The sequence below is a fragment of the Blautia massiliensis (ex Liu et al. 2021) genome (assembly GCF_052064225.1).
Lineage (GTDB): Bacteria > Bacillota > Clostridia > Lachnospirales > Lachnospiraceae > Blautia_A > Blautia_A fusiformis.
This window is the reverse complement of the sequence record NZ_JBQHWA010000037.1, coordinates 1-12,372: the sequence shown is the minus strand read 5'-3', so window position 1 is coordinate 12,372 and position 12,372 is coordinate 1. Positions and strand designations below refer to the sequence as shown.

Below are 12,372 nucleotides of genomic sequence, written 5' to 3'. Positions count from 1 at the left end.
TAATTCTATTTGTCTGTTATTTCACAAAGAAACGGTAAACCGTTTCAGAGCTGTACTCTTCACCGGGAAGCAGGATCGGAGAATGGAAATCCTCTACATTGACTGCATTTGGCTCCACCTGTGTCTCCAGGCAGAATCCATAACGTTCATGATAAACATGACCGTTCTTTCCCTTCTCATCCTTAACAAAATTGCCTGCATAGAACTGCACACACGGGCAGTCGGAGGAAACCTCCATACCGATACCGGATTCCTTACAGTATGCAGTAGCAATCGAACGGACATTGCCCTTTGCATAATTATCGATTACATAGTTATGGTCATAACCGCCTGTGAACTTCAGCTGTTCAAAATCCGCCTCAATGTCTCTGCCGATCGGTTTGGAAACATTGAAATCCATCGGCGTTCCCGCCACCGGTGCATATTCACCGGTAGGAATGGACTGGCTGTCCTTTACCGGAGTAAAATACTTCGCATGAATACATAGTTCCTGATCAAGAACATCTCCGCTGCCCTCACCATTCAGATTAAAATAAGAATGGTTGGTCATATTGGCAACGGTAGCTGCATCAGAGCGTCCTCTGTAAAAAATCTTCAGTTCGTTTTCCTCTGTGAATTCATATTTCACAACAATGGAAAATTCTCCCGGAAATCCGTTCTCTCCATCCGGACTGATGCGGAAGAAATCCACGCTGTTCTTCTCCTGGGAAATTTCTTTTACCTCCCACAGCTTTTTCTCAAAACCATCCGGACCGCTGTGAAGATTGTTATGATTCTCATTCTCTGCAAGAACCACTTCTTTATCATCAATAAAAAATCTGGAATTCTCGATACGGTTTCCACTTCTTCCAATGATCGCACCGAAAAAGCATCCATTAATCTCATATCCCCGGATATCGTCATATCCAAGGACCACATCCTTCAGATCTCCGTTCTTATCCGGAACACATATCTTCACCAGGATCGCACCATACTGAAGCACTTCCGCATAGGCACCTTTTTTATTCTCAAGATGATAGATTTTTACTTCTTCTCCTGTAGGAAGTGCCCCAAATTTCCTTTCAGAAACACTCATGTTTTAATTCCTCCCATATATGAAAAAAGAGCCACTAACCGGCTCTATGTCTTTAACCGATTAATCCCGGGATGCCGTTCCCTTATTTTTGACGCCTAGCAGATGCTAGGTGGGTATCCTCAACAGTGTCTTCTGCCTACCACGACGTGAGGTCTGACATCCAACCTGCGATTTTGGATTCCCAAAATGTCAATGTAGGTTCAAAAAGAAAAGGGGGATCGAACATTCCAGGATTCGGTTTTCGTTGTTTTTATTATAAACCAGTATTTGTGCTTTTTCAACAGAAAATACATTTTCTTACTGATTTTATTATCAATTATTATTTGATCTTAAGGATATCCTTTACTGCTGCCGGCATATCCACTGCATCTACCACCCTGTCATGAAGAACCGGGGCAGTACGGATTTCTTCAACTGCACGTGGAACAGGTACTCCGGAAAGCGCACTTAATGCGTCTACAAGGCCAAAATCATCCAGATCTTTATGCTCCTCACCAAGTGCTTCCATAACACTTCTTGTGAATTTATACGGACTTGCAGTAGAGGCGATCACTGTCGGAAGATGATCCGCTGTCTCACTTACATACTTCTTATATACGCCGGCTGCAACTGCAGTATGCGTATCGATCACATAATTGCTGTTTTTGTAGATATCACTGATGGCCTGTGCAGTCTCATCTTCACTGCAGAAATTACCATAAAAATCAACAAGCTGTGCTTTCATCTCGTCAGTAATGGTATATTCACCGCCCTCACTTAAGGATTTCATAAGCTCTGCACATTTTCCAGCATTTTCTCCGGTAAGACGATAGATCAGTCTTTCCAGATTGCTGGAGATCAGGATATCCATGGAAGGAGATGTCGTAAGGATGAAATCTCTCTTTCTGTCATAGGTTCCTGTGCGGAAGAAATCATAAAGAACACGGTTCTCATTCGATGCACAGATCAGCTTGTGGATCGGAAGTCCCATCTGTTTCGCATAGTATGCAGCAAGGATATTTCCGAAGTTTCCGGTAGGAACTACCACATTGATCTCCTGTCCGTCTTTGATCCTGCCGTCGCGTACCAGTGATGCGTAGGCATATACATAATATACGATCTGAGGAACAAGACGACCGATGTTGATAGAGTTTGCAGAAGAAAACTGGAAGCCTGCCTGATCCAGCTCTGCTGCCAGCTCATGATCATTGAACATCTTCTTAACTGCAGTCTGGGCATCATCAAAGTTACCGGTAATACCTACCACATAAGTGTTGGCACCCTTCTGAGTTACCATCTGTTTCTCCTGGATCGGGCTGACACCATGCTTCGGATAAAATACAATGATCTTCGTTCCCGGCACATCTGCAAAGCCTGCCATGGCAGCTTTACCGGTATCTCCTGATGTTGCGGTAAGGATCACGATCTCATTCTTAACATTATTCTTCTTCGCTGCAGTTGTCATCAGATGCGGAAGAATGGAAAGTGCCATATCCTTAAATGCAATGGTCGCGCCATGGAACAGTTCCAGGAAATATGCCCCATCCGCTTCATGAAGAGGCGCGATCTTTTCTGTATCAAATTTGCTGTCGTATGCTTTGTTGATACAGTTCTTAAGCTCATCCTCGGTAAAATCTGTAAGGAAACGGCTCATTACCTCATATGCTGTCTCCTGGTAGGTCATCTGTGCCAGCTTGTCCATTGGTACATCCAGCTGTGGAATGCTTTCAGGCACGAACAGTCCGCCGTCCTCAGAAAGGCCCTTAAGTATGGCCATAGACGCTGTAACTGCCTGCTCTTTTCCTCTGGTGCTCTTGTACAATACCTGCATTGGTGTTCCGCCTTTCTATTGTAAGATATTCGTTTTCTTTTCAACGTTATCACATTATAGCATGGAATTATGGAAAATGCCACCACTTTTAAAAAAGAATCTGTCTTGCCCAATCCCACCCTGTGATCAGACAGATATTCACAGCTTTCGGATAAAAAGAAACCGCCGGTCTGTTTCTGCCGGCGGTTGGTTCCTTCTGTACTGCATCAGTTCTTCCTATTTATATGTATAAAATTCATGGACCCCGTATTTAAAGAGCCTCTTCAGGTCCTTTTCAAACCATTTCACATTATGTTCCTCTGCTGCAGATTTCTGGATAAAGAACAGTGCACCTTCAGAATAATCCGTACCCTTCAGCGCCTGCTTGACCGCTTCCCTTGTTTCATCGGAAACTGCAACTTCATTGATCCTGCCATCATAGGTCGGTGAAAACTGCGGAACGCCGTCACTGTTATCCCAGACAACCTCTGTCACCGTATTCGGAAAATCTTCGCTTTTTACACGGTTCATGATGACGTTAGCCACCAGAACACGGCCCTTGATATCTTCACTTCCTGCTTCTGCCTCCACGATCCTCAGAAGTGTATCATAGTCTTCATCTGACATCAGTGTGGGATTTTCTGCCAGTGTGATCGACCTTGCATCAAGTTCATTTACTTTGTTTTCCATAGAGGAGCTTACATTAAGATCTGCAGCAGTATTGGTTACTTTCTGTACTCTCTGGCCTACGATCACCTGCTCACAGGAGCTTCCGATCCTTGTAACCGTGCTTCCGGATAATGGTGTATCCGTAACTCCTGAAACCACACCTGCGATCCCGGTAGGAACAGCAACCTCTTCATAGGGAGAGCCCTCTCCTTCATCTGAAGCTGCATAAACCCTGCCTCCCTCACTTTCTGCAAATGTCCTTGTCCCCAGAGAAATAACCATCGCCAAAACTGCACATAATGTCAGCACTGCAAAACTGCGCGCGGAATTTCCTCCGGTTTTTCCATTTCTACGTTCATCCTGCACTCCGTCAGTCTCACGTAAATCTTTCTCAACTTTCATAATCTCATTCCTTGCGTTTCATTTTCTGTAACAGCCCATAATCCTCCGATGCGACATCACAGCCCCCATTATCATCGCTTTCCGGATAAATACGGATCATTACGATTTCCTTTACATGTTTGTAACATTTTTGTAATGTATGGGAAAATTATATTTAATAATATTGAATATGTCAAGCTTTTTCCCGTATTTAACGCTTCAACGGCGGTATTTGTGTTTTATCCACACCTTATCCACATGTATTCCACATAAAATCCACATAAAATCGCAGAGTTATCCACACTCATGCCATATTTCATTTCAGAAAAAAAAGGCAGATAGCGTCTCCATCTCCGTCCAATGTTGTACACCCACTTTCCGGAAATCGTACTTCTATCTGCCTGTTTATCCTTTTTCAGAACAGTTTTTTCCTCTGTTATTTACAGATTTGATTATAATATTTTGTTTTCAGCCAGTCAAGGATTTTTGCTCGACCAGATCCGACGCCTTATGCAAAACGGCACAATGCCTGCACGAAAAGTGTCGCATAAACGCACAGATCGATACTCCAGGCTCCCAGAAACAGTCCCCATGGTGTTTCCCCGGCTCTTTCGGCAAACCGTTTGGGCTTCAGCGCAAGGAGCAGCGGAAAAAGAAGCGGCAGAAAATACCGTCCCTGCACGCCCAGGATCTTATCGTAGCCATAGGCTGTCCACTGTCCGTATAACGTTACAAAGATCAGCGCAAATACCAGGAGACTGACTCCTCCCAGAATGCTCTTTGCCGGAAGATCCAGACGGATTCCCGATATATCATCATTCCCGGAAACCTGAAGGACCAGGATCAGAAGATATCCCATTGCCAGCAGGGCACAGACAGGAATGTTCAGCCATCCAAGATTACTTCCTATCATTTCTGTAAGATAGGTCACACCAAAATTATCCAGGCTCCGCACAAAAGTCAGGACAAAGGCAGCCGGATCCTTCAGGATCCCCACAAGCTGTGCAGCTGTATCCACACCTGGCTGTGACTCACAGAGATATCGGGACGCAATGGCCAGCCAGCCGAAACTTAAGATCAGGATCACAGCTCCTGCACAGACCACATGAAACCAGTAATTTTTTCTGCTTTTAAACCGTTCTTTCGGAATCAGGAACAGGAGCAGGCAAAACGGCATGTAAACCACTTTGCAAAGACACAGGAATCCGGTCAGCACGTACATCCATATCAGCTGTCTTCTACTCATCACTTCTTTTTGTTTATATCGCATAGCCAGTACAAAGGCAGCCAGAGCAACCGTCAGAGCCAGGGCCAGGGCATCTGCTGACATGGAATTTGCTGACTGGATATTCACAGGTACCAGCCCCAGAAGTACGAGGAAATTTTTCCCAACAGGCGTCAGACGAATGGCAAAGAAAAAGAACAGTTCAAACATAAGCATATTGGCGATCCTTCCCGCATAGGCAAGAACCATCGGCCGGTCCGTAAACAGATCTGCAATGCGGATCCCTACTGCCTGGGGAAGATACGAAGTAGGTGCATACAAGGCTGTATTTCCAAATCCGTAAAACTGTGTTTTTTCCCGGTCGATACGCTGATCTGCATTCTCTCCGATATCCCATAATGATACATGATCCTTGGCGGAAAATTCCGGAACCAGACCACTGTTAAACGTCCTTCCATATGAGAATAAGTCGTTTCCTCCGTTGCCTTCCGACGTCAGATATCCTCTGGAAACCTCATAGCTTCTCAGATAATGGCTGTACTCGTCCGGCGAATTAAAGACCGGAACCGCCGCCAGAGTACAGATACTCATAAAAATATAAACAACGGCAAACACCACTTCTGCCCGGAGCTGTCTGCGTTTCAGAAATGCAAAGATCACCAGCATCACAGCTGCCGCCGCTCCAATCACCAGAAACACCAGTGATTTTGGAAATGGCCTGGAAATGATCCGATAGGCAAGTGTCTGTGTATCATCCTTCTGGCTCACCAGCCCTGCAGCCACTCCGGTATCCCCTTTTGCGCCATCTAAAACGATCCGGAATTTCTGCCCCTTACATTCCGTAAGCTTCTGGTCAAGCCGGAAATACGTGGTATCCCCCGACGATATGGTCAGTCTGCCGGCCTGCCAGCTCTGGATCTCCCTTTCATTCTGATACAGCGTTACCTGAAACGTTCCAGCAACCGATGCACTCTCTGTAGAAAGAAAAAGCTCCACACCGGACAGACGGTTCGTTTTGCAGGTAAACTCCTCTTCAAAGCTTCCTCCCGCACCGATCATAGACCAGGTATCCGGTCTTGCCTGCTGCTTTACATTTCCGAGGATCTCCGAATCACTAAGCAGATATGCGGAAAAGATCAGGATCATTCCCCATATCAGCAGATATTTCAGAGCGTTTTTCAGCTCTACAGACAGGCTGTATGAGCTCCTGTTTTTTTTCTTATTTTTCATAATATCCCTCTTACTCACTGTTATTTTCACATTCCGCACTATTATAGCATCTGCACGGCAAAAAAAGAAGCTGCGTTTTATGGCAGCTTCTCATTTTTTATAAACCTATCCGGAACCGGATGCTTATCGATTGTTGATCGCAGTTACCAGTGCATCAATAGAGGCACGAATGATATCCTGATCAACACCCGCTCCCCAGGCAAGCGTTCCATCCGGTTTACGGATTCCCACATAAGCGATAGCCTTGGAGGAAGAACTCTGCTCCAGAGCATGCTCCTGATAAGTCTCCAGTGTGTATTTCAGTTCGTAAGCTTTCTTCAGTGCATTGCTTACCGCATCCAGACGACCATTTCCGGAAGCCTCTGTAACGATGGTTTTTCCACGGAATGTAGAAGTAACCCGTGTTACGATGCCGTCTTCCTTCTGCTGGAAATGAACCTCATTGATGCTGTATGGTTCAACCACATTTTCGAAGGTAGATTTGAACAGACTGAAGATCTCGTCCGGATGAAGCTCTTTGTGCTTGTGATCGGACACTGCTTTGGCTGCATAGCCCATAGCCTCGCGCATTTTCGGAGGAAGGTTCAGGCCAAACTTTGTCTCCAGTATATAGCCTACACCGCCCTTTCCGGACTGGCTGTTGATACGGATAACATCTGCGTCGTAGTTTCTTCCCACATCTGTCGGATCGATCGGCAGATACGGAACAGTCCAGTGCTCCAGATCTCCGTTCTCTCTCCAGTGCATACCCTTTGCGATGGCATCCTGATGAGATCCGGAAAATGCAGCAAATACAAGAGCTCCACTGTACGGACTTCTTTCATAGATCTGCATTCCGGTACATTTCTCATAAACCTCACAAATATGCGGCATATCAGAAAAATCAATCTTCGGGTCCACACCCTGGGAATACATATTCATACCAAGCGTTACAATATCCACATTACCGGTACGCTCACCATTTCCGAACAAAGTTCCCTCAATTCGGTCAGCACCTGCAAGAAGACCCATCTCGGAGTCTGCAACGCCACATCCACGATCATTGTGCGGATGAAGAGAAACGATCACGTTTTCACGGTATTTCAGATTATCACACATGTATTCCACCTGACTTGCATACACATGCGGCATAGAATGCTCAACCGTAACAGGCAGGTTGATGATCGCTTTGTTATCTGCAGTAGGCTGCCATACATCCAGAACCGCATTGCACACCTCCAGTGCATACTCCGGCTCTGTTCCCGTAAAGCTCTCCGGGCTGTACTCAAACTGAAAATTGCCTTCTGTCTCATCAGCCAGTTTTTTCAGAAGTGCAGCGCCATCTACTGCGATCTTCAGGATCTCCTCTTTTGATTTTTTGAATACCTGCTCTCGCTGAGATACGGATGTGGAATTGTATACATGAACGATCGCTTTTGGGGCGCCTTTAACAGCTTCAAAAGTCTTACGGATAATATGCTCTCTTGCCTGAGTCAGCACCTGGATCGTTACATCCTTCGGGATCAGATCCTGCTCGATCAGCGTACGGAGAAACTCATACTCTGTCTCAGAAGCAGCCGGAAATCCAACCTCGATCTCTTTAAAACCGATCTTTACAAGAAGCTTGAAAAATTCCACTTTCTGCTCCAGGCTCATCGGTATCACAAGTGCCTGATTTCCGTCACGAAGGTCTACAGAGCACCAGATCGGGGCCTTATCCACATATTCTTTCTCCGCCCATTTCATACATTTCACCGGCGGCATGTAATACTGACGTTTGTACTTGGATGGTGTCATCATTTTGTTTTCCTCCACTTTCTGTTTCCATTAAAATTTCTCTTTGGTTTTTGTTTTTGATATAAAGACATAAAAAAAATCTTCCGACTCTGCAGATTCTGCAAGAGACGAAAGACAACTGCTGTCCTACGCGGTACCACTCTTATTTCATGAATAAAAATTCACACACTTGACAGATACGGAATGTATATACATCCTTATATCCTCTCCGGATAACGGCGGACACCGTCTGCGTCTACTCTCTTATATAATATATAAAGATTTCAGGCAGATGCTCCGAGGCGAGTTCCACAAATCCCTTCCGCTGCTTCTCACCGGCCAGCAGCTCTCTGTGCTCCGTTCTCTTGTGTACTATTCCTCATCTACGCATTTTCTTTTTGAAACTGGTATTAGGTTAACACGTTATGGAAGATTTGTCAATGAAATTTTAACGATGCACCGCGCAAAAATTTCAGTGCATCACTCACGAACAGCAATCCGGGCTGATCCGTTTCTCTGTCTTCCTGCTATCTGTGGCAGACATTATTCGGCTCCCCGCCTGACTGAAAGCTGATGACCAATCCAGTACACAGCCCCGCCAATACCTCCTCCAAGAGTATTATATGTCAGATCAGAAACCTGGAACGTCCCAAGCCTCAGGAAAAGCTGCAGAAGTTCAATGGACAGTGAGAATACAAAGGTAATCTTAAGTCCGGTCCACACAATATTCAAGAATGTTGTTTTTTTCAATATTTTCTTTCCTGCGGTCCAGAACAGCAGGATCGTGAACGGAATGAACAGCATCAGATTCTCAATACACTCAGTTGTGAGATATCTAGTACCATCCTCTCCATATTTCCAGATCCACCAGTTCGCCATCACATCCGAAAGGGGATTCATCCACATATCCCGGTTCAGCAGCGTGCGAAACAAGATCATGGTTGTATAAAAGGTCAGAAAAAACAGCTTCCGAAAAAAAGCATTTCCTCTGAAATACTGCCACCACACGGAAAAAGCTCCCCTGATTCCCCTTCCACCTGTCTCATTATGGTAGGCAAAGAGATAAAAAAACAGTACCATCACAGACAGGATCACAGAAAACCAAAATGGCTGGTACAAAGCTGTCAGTACACTTGTAATAATACTTGATATGATGTCTTTCATTATAAGTCCTTTCACCTAAGCCAGACAGTCGACCATTCTTCTGTCCGGCAGCTCTGTCATTATTCCTACCTATATTACTACACTCTTCCCACAAAAGCCAGAAAAAGATATCTCTCACCGCTCTGTCAATCGACCTGCATATCGTTTTTATATTCCTGAAAATGTGAGGGTCATGCGGATATTCGCAATTGAAGCAGGGGACTTACTTGATTCGGCTAAACTGCAATATTTTTTATTTTTAACAAATTTTTGTTATATTTTATCAGCAAAACATGCTATAGTTCATAGTAAGAAAAACATTTCGGAGGTATTTTTAATGAAACGTGATCTGAAAAAAATCGTAAGCCAGATGACACTGGAAGAAAAAGCCGGCATGTGCTCAGGCCTTGATTTCTGGCATCTGAAACATGTGGAACGCTTGGGAATCCCGGAAGTAATGGTCAGCGACGGCCCTCACGGACTTCGTAAGCAGGATGACAAGGGCGATCATCTTGGAATGAATGACAGCATCAAGGCCGTCTGCTTCCCGCCGGCCGCTTTAAGCGCCTGCTCCTTTGACCGCAAGCTGGTGGAAGAAATGGGCAAAACCATCGGAAAAGAAGCTCAGGCCAACGATGTATCCATAGTTCTCGGACCGGCCGTAAACATCAAACGTTCTCCTCTCTGCGGAAGAAACTTCGAATATTATTCCGAGGATCCATATCTCGCAGGTGAGATCGCAGCCGCTTTTATAAACGGAGTACAGTCCCAGCATGTAGGAACCTCTATCAAGCACTTTGCAGCAAACAACCAGGAATATCACCGCATGAGTAATTCTTCCGAGGCAGATGAGCGCACTTTACGTGAGATCTATTTCCCTGCATTCGAAACCGCAGTAAAAAAAGCTCAGCCATACACCTTCATGTGCTCCTACAACCAGATCAACGGCACTTTCGCATCTGAGAATAAATGGCTTCTCACAGATGTTCTCCGCGGCGACTGGGGCTTCAAGGGCTATGTAATGTCCGACTGGGGTGCAGTCAATGACCGCGTCAAAGGTCTTGAGGCAGGTCTTGAGCTGGAAATGCCTTCCTCCAATGGGGTCAACGATGCCCTCATCGTACAGGCCGTAAAAGACGGTTCCCTCAAGGAAGACATTCTTGACCAGGCTGTTGAACGCATTCTACGCATAATTTTTGAATATGCAGACAACCGGGCACCGCAGGAATTCACCATGGAAAAAGACCATGAAGAAGCACGCCACATTGCCGAAGAATCTATGGTTCTTCTGAAAAACGATGAGCAGATCCTCCCTCTGAAAGCATCCGAGAAAGTTGCTTTCATCGGCGGTTTTGCAAAGAAGCCTCGTTTCCAGGGCGGCGGAAGCTCTCATATCAACTGCTTCAAGATCACAAACGCACTGGATTCCGTTCCTTCCGATGCACAGGTTACTTATGCAGAAGGTTTTCCTGCAGACAAAGATCTCTACGATGACGCACTTGCAGCTGAAGCGATCAAAGCTGCTGCCGCCGCTGACAAGGTTGTGATCTTCGCCGGACTTCCGGACAGCTTTGAATCTGAAGGATACGACCGTTCCCACATGAGGCTTCCTGAATGCCAGAACCGTCTCATTGCTGAGATCCTTAAAGTACAGCCGAATACCGTGATCGTCCTCCACAACGGTTCCCCCGTGGAAATGCCATGGCTCAATGATATAAAAGGCCTTCTGGAAGCATACCTCGGCGGTCAGGCAGGCGGTACCGCTGTCGCAAACATCCTTTACGGAAAAGTAAATCCCAGCGGCAAGCTTGCCGAGACAATACCCCTCAAGCTCTCCGACAATCCATCCTACCTGAACTTCGGCGGTGGTGAAAAGGTTGAATACCGTGAAGGCGTATTCGTAGGCTACCGCTACTATGATAAAAAAGAAATGGATGTAGCATATCCGTTTGGCTATGGACTCTCCTACACTACCTTTGCCTGCAGCGACCTGAAGATCTCCAATGAAAATCCTACAGACAAAGACACCATCACCGTTTCGGTTGATGTAACAAACACAGGAAATATGGCAGGAAAAGAAGTCGTACAGCTCTATGTCAAAGACTGTACCAGTTCCACAATCCGTCCGGAAAAAGAGCTCAAGGGCTTCGAAAAGGTTTTCCTGAACCCAGGCGAAACTAAAACAGTAACCATGGAACTGGACAAGAGAAGCTTCGCATGGTACAATACAGAGCTTCACGACTGGTTCGCAGCCAGCGGCGAATATAAGCTCCTTGTCGGTACCTCTTCCAGAGATATCCATCTTGAAGGCAGGATCCATCTGAACAGCAGCCAGGAGCTTCCGATGCATGTTCATATGAACACCACCCTGGGCGAACTGTTCCGCAACCCGAAAACAAGCGAAACAGCAAAAGAGCTTATAGCAAAATATATCTCAGCCATGAACGTCGGTGAAGAGTCCTCTTCTGAAGCCGCTTCCGAAGCTATCACCGAAGAAATGACAGAAGCCATGACCGACTCCATGCCATTACGCGCACTGGTAAGCTTCGGCGGATATTCCAGAGAAGAACTTACAGAAATTATTGAAAAATTAAAAAAACTGGTATAATTTCACAGGACATCATCTGCCGAACGAATTATACTTACATAAAAAAGCTGACAGAATAAACCTGCTTTTACAATGACACAGGTTCGTACTTCTGTCAGCTTTTTGATTTTTTATCAGCAGTGCATCAATTTTTTTATATTGCTCGATCTGCGATGCACCCATATTTTACACACCCCTTTTTTGCCTGTAGATTTCCTTAAGATCCTCCACCGCCATCTCCGGATCCATCGTGTGAAACATCAGATAATTTACATTCATGGTTTTTGCCGGAGCCTGACGATAAATCTCTCACTGTTATAACGCTCTTTCCACGCCAACTCAAACAACCTACCCTGAATATCACAAAGCTTCAGTTCTATCGAATCCATTATTTTCACCTACTTCTGTATTGCACTGTCAATGATTTGTAAGCGCACAGTTTTAAGGTGTACCCCATAACTGAAATCTGGCACCCTGCGCTAGGATGCCAGACATGCGAGTATTTTACTCCATTTTTA

The 12,372-nt window shown here is 45.4% G+C and carries 7 protein-coding genes, 1 other RNA gene and 1 other annotated feature; of the genes, 1 reads left to right on the top strand and 7 read right to left on the bottom strand.

Going from position 1 to position 12,372, the window contains the following annotated elements:
- Positions 1-16: 16 nt before the first annotated feature.
- The 7 genes from ACTNDQ_RS13120 to ACTNDQ_RS13090 form a co-directional block, all read right to left on the bottom strand.
- The gene (locus tag ACTNDQ_RS13120) at positions 17-1,075 is read right to left on the bottom strand and encodes an aldose epimerase family protein (protein ID WP_441064807.1); all 1,059 of its coding nucleotides are present in this window, start codon (positions 1,073-1,075) and stop codon (positions 17-19) included.
- A 59-nt stretch (positions 1,076-1,134) separates the two neighbouring features.
- Positions 1,135-1,312: non-coding RNA, 6S RNA (ssrS, locus tag ACTNDQ_RS13115), on the bottom strand.
- Between the two features lie 82 nt (positions 1,313-1,394).
- Positions 1,395-2,885: a threonine synthase gene (gene thrC, locus ACTNDQ_RS13110; protein ID WP_288788044.1), complete on the bottom strand. Its 1,491-nt coding sequence runs from the start codon at positions 2,883-2,885 to the stop codon at positions 1,395-1,397.
- A gap of 216 nt (positions 2,886-3,101) precedes the next feature.
- On the bottom strand, positions 3,102-3,935 hold the full coding sequence (locus ACTNDQ_RS13105) for a cell wall hydrolase (RefSeq protein WP_288788045.1): 834 nt from the start codon (positions 3,933-3,935) through the stop codon (positions 3,102-3,104).
- A 487-nt stretch (positions 3,936-4,422) separates the two neighbouring features.
- Positions 4,423-6,369, bottom strand: a complete 1,947-nt coding sequence (locus tag ACTNDQ_RS13100) for a DUF2142 domain-containing protein (protein WP_441064806.1) — start codon at positions 6,367-6,369, stop codon at positions 4,423-4,425.
- Between the two features lie 123 nt (positions 6,370-6,492).
- Positions 6,493-8,148 carry a 2-isopropylmalate synthase gene (locus tag ACTNDQ_RS13095; RefSeq protein ID WP_173740882.1) on the bottom strand — a complete coding sequence of 552 codons (1,656 nt, stop codon included), beginning with the start codon at positions 8,146-8,148 and terminating at the stop codon, positions 6,493-6,495.
- Positions 8,149-8,245: 97 nt separating this feature from the next.
- Positions 8,246-8,519, bottom strand: a binding site (T-box leader).
- Positions 8,520-8,667: 148 nt separating this feature from the next.
- A complete protein-coding gene (locus ACTNDQ_RS13090) occupies positions 8,668-9,288 on the bottom strand; it encodes a VanZ family protein (RefSeq protein WP_044962394.1) in 621 nt (206 codons plus the stop codon).
- Between the two features lie 316 nt (positions 9,289-9,604).
- On the opposite strand from ACTNDQ_RS13090, the gene ACTNDQ_RS13085 reads away from it, so the two are divergent.
- Positions 9,605-11,875, top strand: a complete 2,271-nt coding sequence (locus ACTNDQ_RS13085) for a glycoside hydrolase family 3 C-terminal domain-containing protein (RefSeq protein ID WP_441064804.1) — start codon at positions 9,605-9,607, stop codon at positions 11,873-11,875.
- Positions 11,876-12,372 lie beyond the last annotated feature (497 nt).

Excerpts from the sequence above, each read along its gene's own strand:
- ACTNDQ_RS13120 (WP_441064807.1), bottom strand. The coding sequence starts at position 1,075 with ATGAGTGTTTCTGAAAGGAAATTTGGGGCACTTCCTACAGGAGAAGAA.
- thrC (WP_288788044.1), bottom strand. The coding sequence starts at position 2,885 with ATGCAGGTATTGTACAAGAGCACCAGAGGAAAAGAGCAGGCAGTTACA.
- ACTNDQ_RS13105 (WP_288788045.1), bottom strand. The coding sequence starts at position 3,935 with ATGAAAGTTGAGAAAGATTTACGTGAGACTGACGGAGTGCAGGATGAA.
- ACTNDQ_RS13100 (WP_441064806.1), bottom strand. The coding sequence starts at position 6,369 with ATGAAAAATAAGAAAAAAAACAGGAGCTCATACAGCCTGTCTGTAGAG.
- ACTNDQ_RS13095 (WP_173740882.1), bottom strand. The coding sequence starts at position 8,148 with ATGATGACACCATCCAAGTACAAACGTCAGTATTACATGCCGCCGGTG.
- ACTNDQ_RS13090 (WP_044962394.1), bottom strand. The coding sequence starts at position 9,288 with ATGAAAGACATCATATCAAGTATTATTACAAGTGTACTGACAGCTTTG.
- ACTNDQ_RS13085 (WP_441064804.1), top strand. The coding sequence starts at position 9,605 with ATGAAACGTGATCTGAAAAAAATCGTAAGCCAGATGACACTGGAAGAA.